Annotated in this window: 17 protein-coding genes, 1 pseudogene and 1 riboswitch; of the genes and pseudogenes, 12 read left to right on the forward strand and 6 right to left on the reverse strand. The window is 72.2% G+C overall.

Going from position 1 to position 21643, the window contains the following annotated elements; all coding sequences use genetic code 11:
- The first annotated feature begins 88 nt into the window (after positions 1 to 88).
- The 3 genes from WHN02_RS11270 (at position 89) to dapB (ending at position 4774) form a co-directional block, all read left to right on the forward strand.
- Positions 89 to 2461 (forward strand): polyribonucleotide nucleotidyltransferase, encoded by a 2373-nt coding sequence (locus tag WHN02_RS11270; protein WP_434743270.1) that lies wholly within the window; start codon positions 89 to 91, stop codon positions 2459 to 2461.
- Between the two features lie 45 nt (positions 2462 to 2506).
- The gene (locus tag WHN02_RS11275; RefSeq protein WP_434743271.1) at positions 2507 to 3943 is read left to right on the forward strand and encodes a M16 family metallopeptidase; all 1437 of its coding nucleotides are present in this window, start codon (positions 2507 to 2509) and stop codon (positions 3941 to 3943) included.
- Positions 3944 to 4012: 69 nt separating this feature from the next.
- Positions 4013 to 4774 carry a 4-hydroxy-tetrahydrodipicolinate reductase gene (dapB, locus tag WHN02_RS11280; protein ID WP_434743272.1) on the forward strand — a complete coding sequence of 254 codons (762 nt, stop codon included), beginning with the start codon at positions 4013 to 4015 and terminating at the stop codon, positions 4772 to 4774.
- On the opposite strand, the gene WHN02_RS11285 is transcribed toward dapB, so the two are convergent.
- Positions 4771 to 5391 carry a GNAT family N-acetyltransferase gene (locus tag WHN02_RS11285; RefSeq protein WP_434743273.1) on the reverse strand — a complete coding sequence of 207 codons (621 nt, stop codon included), beginning with the start codon at positions 5389 to 5391 and terminating at the stop codon, positions 4771 to 4773. The genes dapB and WHN02_RS11285 overlap by 4 nt on opposite strands.
- 35 nt (positions 5392 to 5426) lie before the next feature.
- Between WHN02_RS11285 and WHN02_RS11290 the strand changes: the two genes are divergently transcribed.
- Entirely contained in the window at positions 5427 to 6701 is a 1275-nt protein-coding gene (locus tag WHN02_RS11290; protein ID WP_434743274.1) for a glycosyltransferase family 87 protein, read from the forward strand.
- Between the two features lie 140 nt (positions 6702 to 6841).
- Here the strand turns inward: WHN02_RS11290 and WHN02_RS11295 are convergent.
- A pseudogene (locus tag WHN02_RS11295) lies at positions 6842 to 7228 on the reverse strand (GNAT family N-acetyltransferase); the annotation flags it as partial.
- A gap of 77 nt (positions 7229 to 7305) precedes the next feature.
- Between WHN02_RS11295 and WHN02_RS11300 the strand changes: the two are divergent.
- The 6 genes from WHN02_RS11300 to WHN02_RS11325 all read left to right on the forward strand — a co-directional run bounded on the left by WHN02_RS11300 (position 7306) and on the right by WHN02_RS11325 (position 14251).
- Entirely contained in the window at positions 7306 to 8535 is a 1230-nt protein-coding gene (locus tag WHN02_RS11300; RefSeq protein WP_434743275.1) for a winged helix-turn-helix domain-containing protein, read from the forward strand.
- A gap of 4 nt (positions 8536 to 8539) precedes the next feature.
- Complete coding sequence (locus tag WHN02_RS11305; protein WP_434743276.1) at positions 8540 to 9238, forward strand: DUF2752 domain-containing protein; 699 nt, start codon at positions 8540 to 8542, stop codon at positions 9236 to 9238.
- 109 nt (positions 9239 to 9347) lie between these two features.
- Positions 9348 to 10085, forward strand: coding sequence for an FAD-dependent thymidylate synthase (gene thyX, locus WHN02_RS11310; RefSeq protein WP_434743915.1), 738 nt, complete (start codon positions 9348 to 9350; stop codon positions 10083 to 10085).
- A gap of 54 nt (positions 10086 to 10139) precedes the next feature.
- Complete coding sequence (gene dapA, locus WHN02_RS11315; protein ID WP_434743277.1) at positions 10140 to 11066, forward strand: 4-hydroxy-tetrahydrodipicolinate synthase; 927 nt, start codon at positions 10140 to 10142, stop codon at positions 11064 to 11066.
- Positions 11067 to 11151: 85 nt separating this feature from the next.
- Positions 11152 to 12840: a ribonuclease J gene (locus WHN02_RS11320; RefSeq protein ID WP_434743278.1), complete on the forward strand. Its 1689-nt coding sequence runs from the start codon at positions 11152 to 11154 to the stop codon at positions 12838 to 12840.
- A 196-nt stretch (positions 12841 to 13036) separates the two neighbouring features.
- Entirely contained in the window at positions 13037 to 14251 is a 1215-nt protein-coding gene (locus WHN02_RS11325) for a S1 family peptidase (protein ID WP_434743279.1), read from the forward strand.
- A 202-nt stretch (positions 14252 to 14453) separates the two neighbouring features.
- Here the strand turns inward: WHN02_RS11325 and WHN02_RS11330 are convergent, their stop codons facing one another.
- The gene (locus WHN02_RS11330; RefSeq protein ID WP_434743280.1) at positions 14454 to 16094 is read right to left on the reverse strand and encodes a YbjN domain-containing protein; all 1641 of its coding nucleotides are present in this window, start codon (positions 16092 to 16094) and stop codon (positions 14454 to 14456) included.
- Positions 16091 to 16558, reverse strand: a complete 468-nt coding sequence (locus WHN02_RS11335; protein ID WP_434743281.1) for a YbjN domain-containing protein — start codon at positions 16556 to 16558, stop codon at positions 16091 to 16093. The genes WHN02_RS11330 and WHN02_RS11335 overlap by 4 nt, the downstream gene beginning before the upstream one ends.
- A gap of 119 nt (positions 16559 to 16677) precedes the next feature.
- Here WHN02_RS11335 and WHN02_RS11340 point away from each other — a divergent pair, with 119 nt between their 5' ends.
- The gene (locus tag WHN02_RS11340) at positions 16678 to 19155 is read left to right on the forward strand and encodes a DNA translocase FtsK 4TM domain-containing protein (RefSeq protein WP_434743282.1); all 2478 of its coding nucleotides are present in this window, start codon (positions 16678 to 16680) and stop codon (positions 19153 to 19155) included.
- A 75-nt stretch (positions 19156 to 19230) separates the two neighbouring features.
- Here the strand turns inward: WHN02_RS11340 and WHN02_RS11345 are convergent, their stop codons facing one another.
- Positions 19231 to 19476 (reverse strand): hypothetical protein, encoded by a 246-nt coding sequence (locus WHN02_RS11345; RefSeq protein ID WP_434743283.1) that lies wholly within the window; start codon positions 19474 to 19476, stop codon positions 19231 to 19233.
- 89 nt (positions 19477 to 19565) lie between these two features.
- Complete coding sequence (sugE, locus tag WHN02_RS11350; RefSeq protein WP_350897575.1) at positions 19566 to 19880, reverse strand: quaternary ammonium compound efflux SMR transporter SugE; 315 nt, start codon at positions 19878 to 19880, stop codon at positions 19566 to 19568.
- A gap of 77 nt (positions 19881 to 19957) precedes the next feature.
- Positions 19958 to 20029: riboswitch (guanidine-III (ykkC-III) riboswitch) on the reverse strand.
- Positions 20030 to 20115: 86 nt separating this feature from the next.
- On the opposite strand from sugE, the gene rimO reads away from it, so the two are divergent.
- Entirely contained in the window at positions 20116 to 21618 is a 1503-nt protein-coding gene (rimO, locus tag WHN02_RS11355) for a 30S ribosomal protein S12 methylthiotransferase RimO (RefSeq protein ID WP_434743284.1), read from the forward strand.
- Positions 21619 to 21643 lie beyond the last annotated feature (25 nt).

The following is a 21643-nucleotide window of genomic DNA, read 5'->3' on the forward strand; positions in this document are numbered from 1 at the left end:
CCGTCCGGGCGCTTCGATCGAAGACCGGCCGTCTGAACAGCTCCTCACGCGTCGCGGGACCCCCGATGTGAAGGAGTAAGTCCAGAACATGACCGAGACCAACCTCGGCACCGAACACCGTACCGCCGTGATCGACAACGGGTCCTTCGGCACCCGTGAGATCACCTTCTCCACCGGTCGGTTGGCCCGTCAGGCCGCCGGCTCCGTCATCGCCCAGCTGGGCGAGACCGTCGTCCTCTCCGCCACCACCGCCGGCAAGCAGCCGAAGGAGCAGTTCGACTTCTTCCCGCTGACCGTGGACGTGGAGGAGCGGATGTACTCCGCGGGCCGCATCCCCGGCTCGTTCTTCCGCCGTGAGGGTCGGCCCAGCGAGGACGCGATCCTCACCTGCCGCCTGATCGACAGGCCGCTGCGTCCGTCCTTCGTCAAGGGCCTGCGCAACGAGGTCCAGGTCGTCGAGACCGTCCTCGCGCTGGACCCGCAGCACCCCTACGACGTCGTGGCGATCAACGCCGCCTCGATGTCGACCAAGCTCTCCGGCCTGCCGTTCTCCGGCCCGATCGGGGCCACCCGGATGGCCCAGGTCGACGGCGAGTGGGTGGCCTTCCCGACCCACGAGGAGCTGGCCCGCGCCACCTTCGACATGGTGGTCGCCGGTCGGGCACTCCCCGACGGTGACGTCGCCATCATGATGGTCGAGGCCGAGGCCACCGAGAACACCGTCGCCCTGGTCGCCGGTGGTGCCCCCGCCCCGACCGAGGAGGTCGTCGCCAGCGGCCTGGAGGCCGCCAAGCCGGCCATCCGCGAGCTGTGCCGGGCGCAGAGCGAGCTGGCCGACGTGGCCGCCAAGCCGGTCGCCGAGTACCCCGTCTTCCTGGACTACCAGGACGACGTCTACGCCGCGGTCTCCGAGGTGGCCCGCGCCGAGGTCGCCGAGGCGCTGAAGATCGCCGGCAAGGCCGACCGGGAGGAGGCCCTCGACCGGGTCAAGGCCCGGGTCGCCGAGGACCTCGGGTCCCGCTTCGAGGGCCGGGAGAAGGAACTCTCCGCCGCCTTCCGGTCGCTGACCAAGTCCGAGGTCCGCAACCGGGTCCTGCGCGAGCAGGTCCGCATCGACGGTCGGGGGCCACGCGACATCCGGCCGCTCACCGCCGAGGTCGGGGTGCTGCCCCGGGTCCACGGATCGGCCCTGTTCGAGCGGGGCGAGACCCAGATCCTGGGTGTCACCACGCTGAACATGCTGCGCATGGAGCAGTCGCTGGACACCCTCTCCCCGGAGAAGTCCAAGCGCTACATGCACAACTACAACTTCCCGCCGTACTCGACCGGTGAGACCGGCCGGGTCGGCTCGCCGAAGCGGCGCGAGATCGGCCACGGGGCGCTCGCCGAGCGGGCGCTGATCCCGGTGCTGCCGGCGCGGGAGGAGTTCCCGTACGCGATCCGGCAGGTCTCCGAGGCGCTCGGCTCGAACGGCTCCACCTCGATGGGGTCGGTCTGCGCCTCCACCCTGGGTCTGCTCTCGGCCGGTGTGCCGTTGAAGGCCCCGGTCGCCGGCATCGCGATGGGTCTGATCTCCGACGAGGTCGAAGGCAAGACCGAGTACGTGACCCTCACCGACATCCTCGGTGCCGAGGACGCCTTCGGTGACATGGACTTCAAGGTCGCCGGTACCCGGGACTTCGTCACCGCGTTGCAGCTCGACACCAAGCTCGACGGCATCCCGTCGGACGTGCTGGCCGCGGCCCTCCAGCAGGCGCACGAGGCCCGGCAGACCATCCTCGACGTGATGCAGGCGGCGATCGAGGCTCCGGCCACGATGTCCGACTATGCGCCGCGGGTCACCACCGTGAAGATCCCGGTCGACAAGATCGGCATGGTGATCGGCCCGAAGGGCCAGACCATCAACGCCATCCAGGACGAGACCGGCGCCGAGATCTCGATCGAGGACGACGGCACCATCTACGTCGGTGCGACGAACGGTCCGTCGGCGCAGGCGGCGGTGGAGCGGATCAACGGGATCGCCAACCCGACCCTGCCGAAGATGGGGGACAAGTTCCTCGGCACCGTCGTCAAGACGGCCGCGTTCGGGGCGTTCATCTCGCTCCTGCCGGGCCGTGACGGTCTGCTGCACATCTCCAAGGTGGGCGACGGCAAGCGGGTCGAGCGGGTCGAGGACTTCCTCAACGTCGGCGACAAGGTCGAGGTGGAGATCGCCGACATCGACCAGCGCGGCAAGATCTACCTGGACAAGGTCCGCCCGGAGGGCGCCGAGGCGCCGGCCGCCGGCGAGGCCGGCGGTGGCGACCGGCCGTCCGGTCGGGACCGGGGCGAGCGGGCCCCGCGCGACCGTGGTGACCGCGACCGCGGTGACCGGGCTCCGCGTGACCGTGGTGAGGGCGGCGGCGAGGGTGGCGAGGGCGGCGGCGAGTCGCGTCCGCGTCGCCGGACCCGGCACAGCTGATCCGTTCCGCGTCACCACCACCCCTCGTCGACACCGGGAGCAACTGTGAGTCGGGCCGACCGTGCACCGTTGCCACCGGATCGACGGGGGGTGGTGGGCGTTCGGGGGCCGGGCGCGGCGACGCCGCACCGGGCCACCGGACCGGCCCGCTCCGGGGCGACCCGGGGCCGGTCGGTCACCCGCATCCTGAGTGAGGATCCGCTCGGCGGTACGGTGCGTCGCACCGTGCTGCCCAGCGGTCTGCGGGTGCTCACCGAGGCGATCCCGACGATGCGCAGCGTCTCCTTCGGGATCTGGGTCGCCGTCGGGTCACGGGACGAGACCGCCACCCAGTCCGGGGCCGCCCACTTCCTGGAACACCTGCTGTTCAAGGGCACCCACAAACGGACCGCGCTGGACATCTCCGCGCAGATCGAGGCGGTGGGAGGCGAGACGAACGCCTTCACCACCAAGGAGTACACCTGCTACTACGCCAGGGTGCTGGACGAGGACCTGCCGCTGGCGATCGACGTCATGTGCGACCTGGTCGCCGACTCGGTGCTGGACCCCACCGACGTGGAGACCGAGCGTGGGGTGATCCTCGAAGAGATCGCCATGCACGACGACGAGCCCGGTGACGAGGTGCACGACCTGTTCAACCGGGCCGTGTACGGCGACCATCCGCTGGGTCGGCTGATCTCCGGTACCGAGGAGACGGTCACCCCGATGAACCGGCGGCAGATCCAGAACTTCTACCGCCGCCGCTACACCGCCCCGCAGATCGTGATCTCCGCCGCCGGCAACCTCGACCACACCACGGTGGTCCGGATGGTCCGGCAGGCGCTGCGCGGCAGCCCCCTGGAGACCGGGCCGGCCGCGCCGGCCGCGCCGGCCGCGCCCCGGCGGCGTACCCCGGCGGTCCGTACCCGCCCGCCGACGACGCTGGTGGAGTCGAAGGAGACCGAGCAGGCCCACGTCCTGCTCGGCTGCCCCGCCATGGACCGGCTCGACGAGCGACGCTTCGCCCTCGGGGTGCTCAACAACGTGCTCGGCGGGGGGATGTCCAGTCGGCTGTTCCAGGAGATCCGGGAGCGGCGCGGACTTGCCTACTCGGTCTACTCCTACGCCAGCCAGTACGCCGACACCGGCCTGTTCGCCGTCTACGCGGGCTGCGCCCCGGGCAAGGTCGACGAGGTGCTCGACCTGTGCCGGGCGGAGCTGGCCCGGACCGCCGCCGACGGGCTCACCGAGGCCGAGCTGGCCCGGGGCAAGGGGATGAGCAAGGGTGCATTCGTCCTCGGCCTGGAGGACACCGGTTCCCGGATGACCCGGCTGGCCAAGGGGGAGCTGCTCTACGGCACCGTGATGCCCGTCGACGAGCTGCTGGCCAGGGTCGACGCGGTGACCCTGGACGAGGTGAACGCCCTCGCCGCCGACCTGCTCGTCCGACCGATGTCCCTGTCGGTGGTCGGCCCGTTCGGCGACGACGACTTCACCTCCTGACCGTCGGGGGAACCGACCGGTGGTGGTCCCGCCGCTGCCGGGCGTCCCGATTGGGATAGGTTGTGCCCCGTGACTGACGAGCAGGAGTTGGGCCCGGCGATCCGGGTCGGTGTGTTCGGTGCCCGGGGCCGGATGGGCCTGGAGGTGTGCAAGGCGGTCGAGGCCGCCGCCGACCTGGAGTTGGTGGCGCGGATCGACCAGGGTGAGAGCCGTGACGCCGCCGCCGACGCCCAGGTGGTCGTCGACTTCACCACCCCGGACGTCGTCATGGAGAACCTCGACTGGTGTGTCGAGCGGGGCATCCACACCGTCGTCGGCACCACCGGGTTCACCCGTCAGCGCCTGGACCAGGTCCAGCAGTGGCTGACCGCCCGGCCGGGGGTGGGTTCGGTGATCGCCCCCAACTTCGGCCTGGGCGCGGTGCTGATGATGCAGTTCGCCACCAGGGCCGCCCGGTACTTCGAGTCCGTCGAGGTGATCGAGCAGCACCATCCGCGCAAGCTGGACGCCCCCAGTGGCACCGCCACCCACACCGCCCGGCTGATCGGTCGGGCGCGTACCGAGGCGGGCCTCGCGCCGCCGCCGGACGCCACCAGCGACGAGGTGCCCGGTGCCCGGGGCGCCGACATCGACGGGGTACGGGTGCACGCGGTCCGTGCCCTCGGGCTCGTCGCCCACCAGGAGGTGCTCTTCGGGACCCTCGGTGAGACGCTGACCATCCGGCACGACTCGTACGACAGGGTGTCGTTCATGCCGGGGGTGCTGCTGGCGGTCCGCGCGGTGGGCGACCGCCCCGGGCTCACGGTGGGCCTGGACGCCCTGCTCGACTAGGCGGGGTCGGGGGCCTGCGCCCCCGCCTCCCCGGTCTCCGCGTCGTCGGTCTCCGGCGGGCCGAGGGTGACGTGCAGGCGCACCTGGGGGACGAGCATGTCCTCGACGTCCAGGGCCCGGGCCGCCCCGTCGAGCTCCCATCCGGTGCTGGTGAGGAACTTGCGGGTCGCCTGGTCGGCGTCGAAGGACCAGGCGACCGCCCTGTCGAACCCGTCGCCGCGCCAGTGGTCGACCATCGCCGCGAGGAGCCGGCTGCCGTGCCCCCGCCGACCCCACCGGGGTTCGACGAGCAGGTCGGTCACGGCGGCCACCCCGGCACCGAGCCCGTCGGCGGGTTCGTTGGGGGCCAGGGCCTCCGCGTCGGCCGGACCGGAGGCGGCGAAACCCACCAGATACGATTGTTCGGCCTGTTCGACGGCGACCAGCACGCGGTGGGCGTCGGAGGGCGGTTGGCGCACCGCGCTGCTCCACCGTCGGGCGAGATACTTCTCGTCCAGGTTGTCCAGCACGTGCCGGGGCAGGATCCGGCGGTACGCGGCCCGCCAGGTCGCGAGCTGGATGCGTGCGATCTCGCCAGCGTCGTCTTCGCGCGCTGGGCGGACGTACCCGAGTGCCATGGCACGTGAGCCTACGCAGGGCGAGGGAGACGACGGTGGCGCAGGGTCCCGGACGAGTGGTGGCCCGGACCCTGGTACAGGGTCTCGTGGTCGTGGTGCTGGCGCTCGTGGTGGCCTGGTTCCTGTCCTGGGCCGCCGTCCGGCACGGCTTCTTCGACCTCAACGTCTACTACGGGGCGCTCAACCACTGGGTCAACGACGACGGGGAGATCTACGACTTCCTCAAGCCCGGCACCCAGTACGGGTTCACCTATCCGCCGTTCGCGGCGCTGGTCATGCTCCCGATGGCGTACCTGTCCTGGCATGCCGCGATCGTGGTGAGCGTGACCGCCGGTGTCCTGGTCAGCGTGGTGGTGATCTGGTGGCTGCTCGACCCGGTGGCCCGACGCAGCGGGTGGACCCGCTGGTTCACCCTGGCGGTAGCGGTCTGCCTGGCGGCGGCGTACGAGCCGATGCGGGAGACCGTCAACTTCGGCCAGGTCAACATGCTGCTGCTGTTCCTGGTCGCGGTGGACCTGCTGCGTCTGCTGCCGGCGGGCAGCAGGTGGGCCGGGGTCGGGATCGGGCTGGCCACCTCGATCAAGCTGACCCCAGGGATCTTCATCGTCCACCTGTTGGTGACCCGTCAGTGGCGGGCGGCGTTCACCGCGACGGGGACCGCCGCCGTGACGACGCTGCTGGCGGCGGCGCTGTTCCCGAACGCGTCGCGGGAGTTCTGGACGGCCGCGTTGTGGAACACCGGCCGGGTGGGGGAGTTGGCCTTCGTCTCCAACCAGTCGCTGCGCGGGGTGGTGGCCCGTCTCTCCCCGGACCACCCGAGCACCCTGGGGTGGCTCGCCCTGGTGCTGGTCACCCTGGTGATCTGGGCGTGGCGGATCCGGGCCGCGTCGGCGGCCGGCGACCACGCCACCGGGTTCGCCCTCACCGGCGTGGTGATGTGCCTGGTCAGCCCGGTGACCTGGGTGCACCACCTGGTGTGGCTGCTGCCCGGGCTGATCCTCCTGGTGGACAACGGGATGGCCGCCCCGGCCCGGAGCCGTCGTCGGATCGTCCTGCTGGCCGCCGCCGCAGTCGGGTACGCCTTCCTGACCAGCCGGATCGTCTGGTCGTGGGAGCGGGACTTCACCGGCCTGGACGGGTTCCTCGGCGGCAACGCCTACGTCTGGATCAGCCTGGCGCTGCTGGTGTTCCTGCCGATCCGGCGGGGCACCGCCCAGCCCGACGGTTCCCTCGCCGGGCCGCCGTCGCCGTCGCCGGACGCTCGCGAGCCGGTCTCCTCGGGGTCCGCCCCGTCGAGTCGCCCGACGTAACGCAGCTCGACCAGTCCGACGGGGATCCGCCCACCGGCCAGGGGGACGGGGTAGGTGGAGCGTTCGCCGTCGGTGGCCAGCCCGGACCGGGCGCAGAACCGGCGGGCCCGGAAGTTGCGGGCCAGCACCCAGAGCCGGTACTCCACCAGGCCCTGTTCGGCCAGTCCGGCGCAGGCCGCGTCGAGCAGGGCCACCGCCGTACCGTCGCCCCACCGGGTCCGCTCGACGAACAGGGAGACCACCTCGCCGTACGTCGGGTCGAGGTCGTCCCGGTCCTGGTTGTTGCGGTACGGGCCGAACGAGGTGAAGCCGACCACCTCGCCTGCCGACTCGGCGAGCAGGGTGGTGAAGGGGTTGTTCGGGTCGGCGGTGCCGACGTCTCGTCGCCGCTGCGCCCAGGCGGCCACGTTGAGCCGGTCGAGCACCTCCTCCGGCACGATGCCGGCGTAGCCGGCCTGCCAGCCGTGCACGTGCACCCGGGCGACCGCCTCGGCGTCCTCGGGGCTCTCGCGGCGAATCATCACCATTGAACCGTTTTATGTCCTGGGCGGACCGGAGTCCAGCTTCCGCTTGCGCGTCGTACCCGTGATTTAGGGTTCGTTCGATGGCAGCACCGGAATCGCTCTCCCTCGCCCAGGCCCGGCGGGTGGCGCTGGCCGCCCAGGGCTTCGCCGACCCGGCGCCCTCAGGGGTGCCCACCCGACGGCACCTGCGTCGGGTCCTCGACCGGGTCGGGTTGATCCAGATGGACTCGGTGAACGTCCTGCAACGCGCGCACTACCTGCCGCTCTACAGCCGGCTCGGACCGTATCCGACCGGGCTGCTCGACACCGCCGCCTACCGCCGTCCCCGGGAGCTGTTCGAATACTGGGGGCACGAGGCGTCCCTGGTGCCGGTGGGGCTGCACCCGGTGCTGCGCTGGCGGATGGCCCGGGCGCGCGACGACGCCTGGGGCGGGATGCGGCGGATCGTCGAGGAACAGCCGGGGCTCGTCGCCTGGGTGCGCGACGAGGTGGCCGCCCGAGGGCCGATCACCGCAGCCGAGATCGAGCACGACGCCCCCCGGGAGACCGGCAACTGGGGGTGGAACTGGTCGGCGGTCAAGAGCGCCCTGGAATACCTCTTCTGGGCCGGCGAGGTCACCGCCGCCGAGCGGAGCACCTCCTTCGCCCGCCGGTACGACCTGCCCGAACGGGTCCTGCCGTCGGCGGTCCTGGCCGCCCCCACCCCTACCGACGCGGACGCCCACCGGGCCCTGGTGGCGCTCGCCGCCCGCAGCCTCGGCGTGGCCGCCGAGCCCGAGCTGCGCGACTACTTCCGGCTGCCGGTGGCCGGTGCCCGGCAGGCCGTCGCCGAACTGGTCGAGGCGGGGGAACTGCTGCCGGTGCGGGTCCCCGGCTGGCGACACCCGGCCTACCTGCACCCGACGGCCCGGATGCCCCGCTGGGTCCGGGGCGACACCCTGGTCAGTCCCTTCGACCCGCTGATCTGGGAACGGGGGCGCACCGAACGCCTCTTCGGACTCACCTACCGGATCGAGATCTACGTCCCGGCCGCGCAGCGGGTGCACGGGTACTACGTCCTGCCGTTCCGGCAGGGGGAGCGGTTCACCGCCCGGGTGGACCTCAAGGCCGACCGGCGGGCCCGGGTCCTGCTGGTGCCGGCCGCCTGGATCGAGCCCGGTGCCGAGCCGGGGGAGACGGCCGTCGCCCTCGCCGCCGAGCTGCACCGGCTCGCCGGATGGCTCGGTCTCGAATCGGTGGCCCCGCCGGTCGCCGGGGACCTCGCCGGTCCCCTGGCCGCCGCGTTGGCGAGCCGCTGCGGTGTACCGTGACCGTGTGACGAGCGTTGACGGAGCCACCGGCCGACCGGAGCCCACCAGCACCGAACCCGGCTCCTCCGGTCACCCTCCGTCCGGCGTCCCCGTCGCGCCGGAACCCGTCGCAGCCGCCGCCCCGACCGCCGGGCCGTACGCCCCCGGGGCGGGACACCCCGCCGGACCGTACGCCCCGGACGGGTCGTACCCGCCGGACGGGTCGTACCCGCCGTACGCCGGACCGCCGCCGGTCCCCCCGCACCTGGTGCCCGAATCGGATCGGCTGACCCGGTTCGTCGTCAGGCTCTACGACCGGTCACCCCGCTGGGTGGTGCCACTGGCCGCCGTCGGGTGCGTCGGGCTCGGCCTGGTGTACACGCTGGCCAGCGATCCGACCCGGTCGGCACCCGACGCCGCCCCCTCCTGTCTGCTCAAGCTCACCACCGGGCTGGACTGTCCGGGCTGCGGGGGTACCCGGGCCCTCTGGTACGTGCTGCACGCCGACATCCCCGCCGCCGCCCGGCACCACTTCCTGTTCGTCTTCGCCCTGCCGTTCCTGGCGTACCTCTTCGTCGCCTGGGCCGGTCGTACGGCCTTCGGATGGCGGCTGCCCGAGCTGCGGATCAGCCCGAAGCTGATCGGCGGGTTCCTCGGGGTCTGGCTGGCCTTCTCGGTGGCCCGTAACCTCCCCTGGGAACCGTTCACCTCGCTCTACGTCTGAGCGGGCCGTCGGCGGCGGGTGAACGGGTCGACCGGGCACCCGGCTGCCACCGGTATGCCCGAGTTGGGGTGTCGGCGGGCCGACCACTACAGTCGCAGGAATGCCGGACATGGTGCAGCCGCAGGTCAAGCTCATCGCATGGACCCACTTCGAGGCCCCCGACGACGTCGCGTGGTCGACCGATGCCGAGGGGGGCCAGGCGCTCGCCGAGTTCGCCGGTCGGGCCTGCTACCAGAGTTGGAAGAAGCCGAACCCGGCCACCGCGACGAACGCCGGCTACCTGGCCCACATCCTCGAGGTCGGGCACCTGTCGGTGCTGGAGCACGGCTCGGTGACCTTCTACTTCACCGGGGTCTCCCGCTCCTTCACCCACGAGCTGATCCGGCACCGGCACTTCTCGTACTCCCAGCTGTCCCAGCGGTACGTCCCGGAGCGGGACGCGGCCATGGTGGAGCCGGCGGTGATCGCCGAGGACCCGGAGCTGCACAAGAAGTTCGAGGCCGCCGCCGAGGCCAGCCTCCGGGCGTACACCGAGCTGCTGGAGGGGCTGGAGCAGCGCTTCGCCGACGAGCCCAACCCGACCCTGCGGCGCAAGCAGGCCCGGCAGGCGGCCCGTGCGGTGCTGCCCAACGCCACCGAGACCCGGATCGTGGTCACCGGCAACTACCGGGCCTGGCGGCACTTCATCGCGATGCGGGCCACCGAGCACGCCGACGTGGAGATCCGTGAGCTGGCGGTGGAGTGCCTGCGGCAGCTGCAGCGGGTCGCCCCGAACGTCTTCGACGACTTCACCCTCTCCACCCTGCCCGACGGGACCGAGGTGGCGGCCAGCCCGCACGTCGGGTGAGTCCTGCACCCTTCCCGAGCGGGCCTCGGGTGACCGTCCGCTAGGTTGGAAGGCATGACCCACGACCACGCTGCCGCCCCTGGCCGGGCCGCGTCGCGCCCGTTCGGGCGACTGCTCACCGCGATGGTGACCCCCTTCACCGTCGACGGTTCCCTCGACCTCGACGGCGCCGCCAGGCTGGCCACATACCTCGTCAAGGAGCAGGGCAACGACGCGGTGGTGGTCAACGGCACCACCGGCGAGTCACCGACCACGACGGACGCGGAGAAGGAACGCCTGGTCCGGGCCGTGGTCGAGGCGGTCGGGGACAGCGCCCGGGTCGTCGCCGGGGTCGGCACCAACGACACCCGGCACACCATCGAGTTGGCCGCCGCCGCCGAGAAGGCCGGCGCGCACGGGCTTCTCGTGGTGACCCCGTACTACAGCCGGCCGCCGCAGAGCGGGCTGGTGCGGCACTTCACTGCTGTCGCCGACGCCACCGGGCTGCCGGTCATGCTCTACGACATTCCGCACCGCTCCGGGGTCCCGATCGAGACCGAGACCCTGGTCCGGCTCGCCGAACACGGGCGGATCGTGGCGGTCAAGGACGCCAAGGGGGACCTGACCGCCACCTCGTGGGTGACCAGCCGGACCGAGCTGGCCTACTACAGTGGTGACGACGCCCTCACCCTGCCCGCTCTGGCGGTGGGCGGCGTCGGACTGGTGGGCACCTCGACGCACTTCACCGGGGCGCTGACCAAGCAGATGATCGAGGCGTACGACAAGGGTGACCTGACGACCGCGTTGTCAGTGCACCGGCGGCTCCTGCCGCTGTTCACCGGGATCTTCCGGACCCAGGGGACCATCCTGGTCAAGGCCGGGCTGGCGGCCTGCGGGATGCCGGCCGGGCCGGTGCGTCCCCCGCTGGTGGACGCCACCGACGCCGAAATCGTCCAGCTCCGGGCCGACTGTGCGGCCGCGGGGCTGGCACTACCCGAATGACGAAACGACCAGACGGGTGCCGGGTGACGGCGCCGAGGACTCGATACCGGTGCCCGACGACGGCGCCGCAGAATGGGGTGGACGCGTGACCGAGGCGCACATCGAGACGGAACTGCCCCCGCCGCTGCCGGAGGGCGGTCTGCGGATCATCCCGCTCGGCGGACTCGGCGCCATCGGCCGCAACATGACCGTCTTCGAGTACGACGGCAAGCTGCTGATCGTCGACTGCGGGGTGCTCTTCCCCGACGTGGAACAGCCCGGGGTGGACCTGATCCTGCCCGACTTCGGGCCGATCCTGGACCGGCTCGCCGACGTACAGGCCATCGTGCTCACGCACGGCCACGAGGACCACATCGGCGCGGTGCCGTACCTGCTCGCCCACAAGCCCGACATCCCGCTGGTCGGCTCGCAGTTCACCCTGGCCCTGGTCGAGGCGAAGCTCGCCGAGCGGCGGATCCAGCCGTACACCCTGACCGTGCGGGAGGGGGGTCGGGAGCGGCTCGGGCCGTTCGAGTGCGAGTTCTTCGCCGTCAACCACTCCATTCCGGACGCCCTCGCGGTGGCCGTCCGTACCCCCGCCGGGTTGGTCCTGCACACCGGCGACTTCAAGATGGACCAGCTGCCGCTGGACGGTCGGATCACCGACCTGGCCGGTTTCGCCAGGCTCGGCGCGGAGGGCGTCGACCTGCTCCTGTCGGACTCCACGAACGCGGAGATCCCCGGGTTCGTCACCCCGGAGCGGGAGATCGGGCCGGTCCTCGACTCGATCTTCGCCAAGGCCCGGGGGCGGATCATCGTCGCCTCGTTCGCCTCGCACGTCCACCGGGTGCAGCAGGTCTTCGACTCGGCCCTCGAACACGGCCGCAAGGTCGCGCTGATTGGCCGTTCGATGGTCCGGAACATGGGCATCGCCCGGGACCTGGGGCTGCTCAACATCCCGGCCGGTCTGGTGATCGGCATCGAGGAGGCCACCGCCCTGCCTCCGGAGCAGATCGTGCTGATGTCCACCGGTTCCCAGGGGGAGCCGATGAGCGCCCTGGGCCGGATGGCCAGCGGTGACCACCGGCACATCACCATCGCCCCCGGCGACACCGTGGTCCTCGCGTCCTCGCTGGTGCCCGGCAACGAGACCTCGGTCTACCGGGTGATCAACCGCCTGGCCCGCGCCGGGGCGACAGTGGTGCACAAGGACGTGGCGAAGGTGCACGTCTCCGGGCACGCCCCCGCCGGGGAGCTGCTCTACCTGCTCAACGTGGTCCGGCCGAGCAACCTGATGCCGGTGCACGGGGAGTGGCGGCACCTGCGGGCCCACGCCCGCCTCGGCATCGAGTCCGGGGTCGCCCCGGACCGGGTGGTGCTCTGCGAGGACGGCGACGTGGTCGACCTGGTCGAGGGTCGGGCCAGTCTGGTCGGTCACGTCAAGAGCCGGTACGTCTACGTCGACGGTCTCGCCGTCGGCGACGTCAGCGAGTCCCTGCTCACCGAGCGTCGGGTCCTCGGTGACGGTGGGTTCATCGCCGCGACAGTGGTGGTCGACTCCGTCACCGGGAAGGTGGTCGGCGGGCCGACCGTCTCGGCGAAGGGCTTCTCCGAGGACCCGGCGGCGTTCAACCCGGTGGTGCCGTTGATCACCGAGGCGCTCAACCGAGCCGCCGCCGACGGGATCACCGACCCGCACCAGCTCCAGCAGATCGTCCGGCGGACCGTGGGCCGGTGGGTGAACGACGCGTACCGTCGTCGGCCGATGATCGTGCCGAACGTCGTCGAGGTCTGACCCGGTCGGTCCGCCGTCGACCGGCGGCGGACCACCCTCGTCCGACGAGGCCGGTCACCCGGGTACGGGTGGCCGGCCTCGATGGTTCAATCACCGGTTCGGAATAGTTTGTCGCCGATTCCTTCAACCGGTGGAGGGCCTCCGACCGTACTCCGACGAGGCAGGCCAGACCGGCCGGCCGGGAGGAGCGTGGCGGATGGACCGCAGACGGATGACAGCCATCGGCGTGGTGGTCGTGGCGGTGGGAGCGGCGACGGCGATCACCCTGCCGTCCTTCGCGGGGGAGGAACCCGCCCCTGGCGGTGCCCCGGCCCTCTCGGCGGAGCCGGCCCCGGCAGTGGTCGACGCGATGCGCCGCGATCTGGGGCTGACCCGGGACGAGGCGCTGCGTCGACTGGACCGGGAACGGTGGGCGGCCGGTGTGGTCACCGACCTCAGCGACGACCTCGGGGCGGCGTACGGGGGTGCGTGGCTCGGCAAGGACGGTCGTACCCTGAACGTCGCGGTCGCCGACCGAGACCAGGCGCAGCGGGTCCGCGCGGCCGGCGCGCAGCCGAAGCTGGTGTCCCGGGGTCTGACCCAGCTCGACACGCTCAAGTCCGCCATGGACCGCTCCGGGTCGGCGGCCTCCGACGCGGTCTCCGGCTGGTACGTCGACGTCACCGACAACTCCGTGGTGGTGCTGGCCCAGCCGGGCGCCGAGGACGCGGGGTGGCGTTTCGTCGACCGCAGCGGCGTGCCCCGGCAGGCGGTCCGGGTGGACGCCACTGTCGAGTCGCCCCGGCTGCTGTTCGACCTGCGCGGCGGGGACGCCTACCTCAACGGCCCCGGCCGCTGCTCGGTCGGATTCTCGGTGGTCGGCGGGTTCGTCACCGCCGGGCACTGCGGACGACCGGGTGACCGGACCGTCGGCACCAACCAGGTGGCCCAGGGGGTCTTCCGGTCGTCGTCCTTCCCGGGGGACGACTGGGCGTTCGTCCGGACCAGCGACGACTGGGTGCCGCAGCCGGTGGTGAACGACTTCGCCGGAGGCCTGGTCCCGGTGGTCGGTTCCCTGGAGGCCCCTGTCGGTTCCTCGATCTGCCGCTCCGGCTCCACCACCGGTGCCCGCTGCGGGGTCGTCCAGGCCAAGAACACCACGGTCAACTACCCGGAGGGTACGGTCACCGGCCTGACCCGGACCAACGTCTGCGCCGAGCCCGGTGACTCGGGTGGCTCCTGGCTCTCCGGCAACCAGGCGCAGGGGGTCACCTCCGGCGGCTCCGGCGACTGCCGGTTCGGCGGGATCACCTTCTTCCAGCCGGTGAACGAGATCCTGGCGGCGAACAACCTGACCCTGGTCACCGTCGGCAACGCGGCGGCCGTCCAGCAGCCCGCCCGCCGGAACCTGTTCGGCCGCGTCTTCTCCTGACGGCCCCGGTGCCGCCTCCCCTGACCGTCCGGTTCCGTGACCTCGGCCGTCCGGTGCCGCCTCCCCTGACCGTCCGGTGCTGCCTCTCTCGGCCGTCCGGTTCTGTGATCTGGGAAGCTTCCGGCCCTCAGAGGGGCCACCGGCCTCCAAGGTCCTTCGGAGGGGCCGCACAGCAGGCAGCGCAGCGGGCCAACGCCGGTGGTCAGGGGAGGGCGGCGACGGCGTCGGCGTACGCGACCCCGGTGGTCAGGGCCGAGTCGATCAGCACGGCGAGCTGGTCGGGGGCGACACCGTAGGCCAGGTCGGTGGTGACGTCCCCGGCGAGCACCAGTTCCCCGGTGCCGAGGTCGTGCACGAAGGCCCGGGGGAGCAGCCGGTCATGGTTCCAGGCGTTGCAGAACACGTACGCCTCGGCGAGGCGGGCCGCTGGCAGTCGGCGCACGGCGGCCACCCGGGCCTGGAGGATCTCCCCGTCGTCGCCGAGCCGGCGGAACTGGATCAGGGTTCCACCCCACCTGCCGAGCACGGTCCCGGTCTCGTCCACGGTGTAGTCGTCACCCCGGTCGTCGAGCACCGACTTGATCATCGACAGGCGCAGCGGGGCGAGCACCCCACCGGTCGGCTCGTCCCGTTCCGGCGGGGCCGTGTCCGGATCGTCGCCGTCGCCGTCGCCGGACAACGGCAACGGCAACGACACCCGAGGGCCGGACGGCCGTTCGGCGAGCCAGGCGGCGATCCGTCCGGACTGGTGCCCCGTGCCGTTGCGGGCGTCGAAGCTCCCGGCCAGCGCGGTGGCCGTGGCGAGCAGGTCGTGGCCGAGCGCCGCCACGTCCAGGGTGACCGCCGGTCGGGACCCGTACGCCGGTCGGCGCAGGGTACGCCCGCCCAGCCCGGCCTCCACCGCCACCGCGCACACCACTGCGGCACCGGCGGCGAACTCCATCAGCCGTCGGTCGTCGGGTGCCCGGTCGAGGCGGGGCAACTGCTCGGCGAGGATCGCCAGACCCCGCTCGGGGTTGCCGGTGAGGGCACAGAACCGCAGGTGGTGGACGAGGTACCCGTATCCGGTGGGTTCTCGACGGTGCCGCCGGTACGCCAGCACGTGTGCCCGCGCCGCACGGTCGGGCTCGCCGCAGCGCAGCCAGGGCAACAGCCCCACCGCAGCGGCGGCCTCCGGCTGGTCGGTGCAGCAGTCCGTCCCGTCGAGGGCCGGGGCCAACTCGGCCAGGGCCCCGCTCGGGTCACCCCATCCGGCCAGGAGTTCCGCCCGGCGTACCGGGAGGCAACCGGGGCAACCGGCGGCCGGGTCGGGTGCCGCGTCACGCCACCTGTCGTACCACCGGCGGGCGGCGGGCTCGTCCCCGAGGTGGTCGGCGATCCGGCAGTGCAGCTCCGCCACCACCTGGGACGGGTCCCCGTCGACCCGTCGACCGTCCACCGCCGACCGTCGGGCCAGGTCCTCCAGCATGGACCGGGCCTCGGTCAGGGCCACCCGGGGAGTCCCGAGCAGCGCCTCGACGGCGTGTCGCTGGTACCGGCGCAGCGCCGGGCCGACAGGCGGTCCACCGACCCGGTCGAGCAGGTCGTGGCAGTGCCGGACCGGTTCGTACAGCCGCCACGCCTCGCCCTGCTGCAGGTAGGTGTCGATGAGGTCGAGGCGGGCCTCGACGCCGTACCGGATGTCGCCGAGGGCGTCGGCGTAGAGCGCCACCCGCTCCAGCCGGGCGACCCGGTCCGGGGAGTCGGGCCGGTCCCGGGCCTCGGCCAACGCCTCGGCGAGGCTCCGGTCGGCGGGTCCGACCAGGCCGTCGACCCACTCCCGGCGGGCCGGGGGCCCGCTCACCGCAGACCACCGGGTACGTCGTCGACGGCGGCGGCGAGTCCGCGTCCCGCCGAGACCCCCCTGTCGACCAGCCGGTCCAACTGGTGTGGGGTGACCCCGCGTTCCAGGTCGGTGACGACCTCGCCGTGCACCCGGGCCCGACCGGCGTCGTCGACGTGCACGAACGCCTTGGGCCAGAGCTGGTCGTGGTTCCACAGGTCGCAGAAGGCGTGCAGCTGCGGCACCCGGTGGATGTCGAAGGTCGGTGCGGCCACCGTACGGATCTGCAACAGCTCCCCGGCGTCGCCGAGGCGCAGGAACCACACGACGGTGTCCCCCCACCGGGCGTAGCGGGTGCCGTCGGGTCCGGTCCGGACCGGGTAGCCCCGGTGGGCGAGGACGGCGGCGACGAGGTCGTCGGTCAACGGGCGCAGCGTCGACGGATGACCGCCGAGCGGATCGTCGGAGCGGACCGGCGACTCCATCCGACCTACCTTCTCGCAGAGAGGCGAATATCACGATCGGCGACGTAGCCCGTGTTGCGACGCGCGGACACGACCCGCAAAAGCGGCGGTCCACCGGCTCACGCCGTTACGGTGACCTTATGGCGGGCCGTACCCCTCAGGCGAGTCGGCGACGCGGCGCGTCGCCGCGCGGTACCACTAACAACCGTGCCCGCCAACCGCCGAAGAAGGCGAAGGCTCCGGTCCGCCGGAAGGCGGCCGCAACCCGTCCGGGCCCGGCCCAGTACGTCGGCCGGGCCGTCGGTGCGGTCTGGATGGGGGTGGCGCACGGCGTCGGGTGGGCGGTGCGGGCCGCCGGGCGGCAGGCCGCGTCCGCCAAGGACATCGACCCGGAGCACCGGCGTGACGGTGCCGGGCTGCTCGTCTTCGGACTGGCCCTGCTCAGCGCGGTGGCGATCTGGTTCTCCGGGGCGGGGCCGGTGGGCGCCCGCCTCGCCGACACGGTCCGGCTCTTCCTCGGGGCGATCTCCATCGTGGTCCCGGTGCTGCTGTCGATCGGCGCGTGGCGGCTGATGAGCGAGCCGTCCGACCCGGAACACCGGGGGCGCGGTCTGGTCGGCTGGGGTTCGATGCTGGTGGCCTTCGCGGCCCTGCTGCACATCGGACAGGCCCCTGTCGACCACGTCCAGCGTGACTACGCCGGTGGGCTGGTCGGTGCCGGGGTCGGTGACCTGCTCAAGGGGGCGGTGACCGGCTGGGTGGCGGTGCCGTTGCTGCTCCTGCTGCTGGTCTTCGGTCTCCTGGTGGTGACCGCCACCCCGATCAACAAGATCCCCGAACGCCTCGGGTTGCTCGCCGGGACCGTGGTCGGGCACCCGCCCACCGACGAGGAGGAGGAGGCCGCAGCACCGGCCCCGGCTCCCCGGCGGCCCCGCCGACGGCCGGCGAAGAAGGCCGCGCCCGCCCCGCCGTCCGAACCGGAGGACTTCGACGACGACGGCGACGACGAGCCGGTCGAGGTCCACGAGACCCTGCCCCTGCCCCGCAAGCCGCCGGGGAAGGTGCCGGCCGGTCGCAAGCCGGCGGACCCCCCGGAGCACTCGCCCGCGCCCACCCGGGCCGAACAGTTGGCCCTCACGGGCATGGCCGGGGACTACGCCCTGCCTCCGGCGAACCTGCTCTCCTCCGGTGCCGCACCGAAGACCCGCAGCAAGGCCAACGACGAGGTGATCACCGCCCTGCGGGGGGTGTTCGAGCAGTTCGGGGTGGACGCCGACGTCACCGGCTTCACCCGGGGGCCGACAGTCACCAGGTACGAGGTCGAGCTGGGGCACGGCGTCAAGGTCGAGCGGATCACCCAGCTCTCCCGCAACATCGCGTACGCGGTGAAGTCCCCGGACGTCCGCATCCTCAGCCCGATCCCGGGCAAGAGCGCGGTGGGCGTGGAGATCCCGAACACCGACCCGGAGAACGTGTCCCTCGGCGACGTCCTGCGGTCCCGGGCGGCCACCAGCGACCACCATCCGATGGTGGTGGCACTCGGCAAGGACATCGAGGGCGGCTACGTCGTGGCCAATCTTGCGAAGATGCCTCACATTTTGGTGGCGGGCGCTACCGGCGCCGGCAAGTCGTCGTGCCTCAACTCGCTGCTGGTGTCGATCCTGACCCGGGCCACCCCGGACGAGGTGCGGCTGTTGCTGATCGACCCGAAGAGGGTGGAGATGACCAGCTACGAAGGCATCCCGCACCTGGTCACCCCGATCGTGACGAACGCCAAGAAGGCCGCCGACTCGCTGGAGTGGGTGGTCCGCGAGATGGACATGCGCTACGACGACCTCGCCGCCAACGGGGTCCGGCACATCGACGACTTCAACCGCAAGGTCCGTACCGGTGAGATCACGGCACCCCCGGGCAGCGAACGTGAGATGCGGCCGTACCCGTACCTGCTGGTGATCGTCGACGAGCTGGCCGACCTGATGATGGTCGCGCCCCGCGACGTGGAGGACTCGGTGGTCCGGATCACCCAGCTGGCCCGGGCCGCCGGGATCCACCTGGTCCTGGCGACCCAGCGGCCCAGCGTGGACGTGGTCACCGGTCTGATCAAGGCGAACGTGCCGTCCCGGCTGGCCTTCGCCACCTCCTCGCTGGCCGACTCCCGGGTCATCCTGGACCAGCCGGGTGCGGAGAAGCTCCTCGGCCGGGGTGACGGGTTGTTCCTGCCGATGGGGGCGTCCAAGCCGATCCGGATCCAGGGTGCCTGGGTCACCGAGGGCGAGATCGCCGATGTGGTGAAGTTCTGCAAGGACCAGCGGGAGCCGGAGTTCCGCTCCGACGTGCTCGCCCCGGCGCAGGACACCAAGAAGAAGATCGACGAGGAGATCGGCGACGACCTGGACCTGCTGGTGCAGGCGGTGGAGCTGGTGGTGACCTCGCAGTTCGGGTCGACCTCGATGTTGCAGCGCAAGCTGCGGGTCGGCTTCGCCAAGGCGGGCCGGTTGATGGACCTGATGGAGACCCGGGGCGTGGTGGGACCCTCCGAGGGTTCCAAGGCCCGCGACGTCCTGGTCAAGCCGGACGAGTTGGAGGAGGTCCTGGTCGGCCTGCGCGGCGACGGGTGACCGGGGCACCACGCACGAGGGCCCGCCGGTGTCCGGCGGGCCCGTCGAGAGCGTACGGCTGGTGCGGTGGGCGGGTCAGCCGCCCATGATCAGCGCGCCGAGTAGCATGTTGATCAGAATCGCACCGACCCCTGCGGCGGCGGCGTACCAGCCGAGCGGCTTGTCGCCCTGAACCGCTCCGGCGACCCCGAGGGCCACCGCGACCAGACCGAACAGCAGCGGGAACAGGAAGAGACCGACCCCGGCGAAGACGAATCCGAGAATCGTGCAGATGCGGGCGGCGCTGGTGGTCGAGCGGGCCCCGGCGTGGGTGTTGGCCATGATCTCTCCTCCTGGCTTCGTGCTGTTCGGCGTCGGTCCGGCAGTACCCACGCCGGTGCACGGTCCAAACAGCACGCCCCGTACCGGGATCAATGAAAGAGCTTGAGACCGATCACACCGGCGACCACCAGCAGCAGGCTCAGCACCCGCAGGAGACTCGTCGACTCGCCCAGGAACAGCATGCCGACCAGGGCGGTACCCACAGCGCCGATTCCGACCCAGATCGCGTACCCGGTGCCGATCGGGATCTCGCGGAGCGCGTACGCCAGACCGAACATGCTGAGCACGAGCGCGCCCAGGAAGACCAGGGTGGGGGTGAGCCGGGTGAAACCGGCGCTGCGGCCCAGGGCGATCGCCCAGACCGTCTCCAACACCCCGGAGACCACCAATACGATCCAGGCCATGACGTCACCTCGGTGGGTGGGCCCGACCACCGGGGCCGGGACGAGTCGGTCACCGCACCCGAGGGCGCGGTGGTGAACTCGGGGCGTCTTCGCATGACCGGGTACGCCCACGACTCGTCCGGGGCGGCTCGTCGACACCGGGCCGCCTTCGGTGACCCTAGCACCGTCGACCAGGGGCGACCGGTGACGTCGCCGCCGTCGACGCTGCCCCGGGTCGGCCCGGTACCCTCGGACCGTGTCTGCCACCTCCCCTTCCGCCGAGCCGGGCCGTCGCGTCGCCCTGCTGACTCTGGGTTGTGCCCGCAACGAGGTCGATTCGGAGGAGCTGGCCGCCCGGCTGCACGCCGACGGCTGGCAGGTCACCACCGACGGCGAGGGCGCCGACGTGGTGGTCGTCAATACCTGTGGCTTCGTGGAGAAAGCGAAGCAGGACTCGATCCAGACCCTGCTGGCCGCCGCCGACACCGGTGCCAAGGTGGTCGCCGCCGGGTGCATGGCCGAGCGGTACGGTCGCGAGCTCGCCGACAGTCTCCCCGAGGCGCAGGCGGTGCTCAGCTTCGACGACTACCCCGACATCGCCGCCCGGCTCGACGCTGTCGTCGCCGGTGCCCCCCTCGACGCGCACACCCCCCGGGACCGGCGTGAGCTGCTCCCGTTGACCCCGGTGGCCCGGCGCGACAGCGCGGTGGTGCTGCCCGGCCACGGTGGCCCCGCCCCGGACCCCGCCGACCCGGCCCTGGACGAGCGGACCCCGGCGCACCTGCGTCAGGTGCTGCGTCGTCGGCTCGACACCGGGCCGGTCGCGTCGTTGAAACTGGCCAGCGGATGCGACCGCCGGTGTGCGTTCTGCGCCATTCCCGCCTTCCGTGGGGCGTTCGTCTCGCGTACCCCGGACGAGCTGCTCGCCGAGGCGGAGTGGCTGGCCGGGACGGGCGTCCGGGAGCTGGTCCTGGTCAGCGAGAACTCCACCTCCTACGGCAAGGACCTGGGGGACCCCCGGGCGCTGGAGAAGCTGCTGCCGCAGTTGGCCGCCGTCGACGGCATCGTCCGGGTCCGCGCCAGCTACCTGCAACCCGCCGAGACCCGCCCCGGGCTGGTCGAGGCGATCGCCACCACCCCCGGTGTGGCGGCCTACTTCGACCTCTCCTTCCAGCACTCCAGCGAGACGGTGCTGCGTCGGATGCGTCGGTTCGGCTCCACCGACCGGTTCCTGGAGCTGCTCGCGTCCGCGCGGGCGCTGGACCCGGCGGCCGGCGCGCGGAGCAACTTCATCGTCGGCTTCCCCGGGGAGACCCGGGCCGACGTCGACGAACTGGTCCGGTTCCTGACCGAGGCGCGGCTCGACGCGATCGGCGTCTTCGACTACAGCGACGAGGACGGCACCGAGGCCGCCGGGCTCTCCGGGAAGGTCGCCGCCGCCACTGTGAAACGCCGGTACGACAAGATCAGCGCGTTGGCCGACGAACTCTGCTCCCAGCGGGCCGAGGAGCGACTGGGCAGCATCGTCGAGGTGCTCGTCGACACCGTCGCCGACGGGGTCGTGGAGGGCCGGGCGGCCCACCAGGCCCCCGAGGTGGACGGCTCCACCACCCTGGTCGCCCCGGACGGCGGCGGCGTGGACCTGGCCGCGTTGCGCCCCGGCGATCTGGTCCGGGCCACCGTCACCGACACCGAAGGGGTCGACCTGGTGGCCGTACCGGATGAGATGATCTCGGCGGCGCCCGGCGCGGCGCGGTGACGGCGGCCCGGAACGGAGCGGGGGA

It is taken from the genome of Micromonospora sp. SH-82 (genome assembly GCF_051132485.1).
Lineage (GTDB): Bacteria > Actinomycetota > Actinomycetes > Mycobacteriales > Micromonosporaceae > Micromonospora.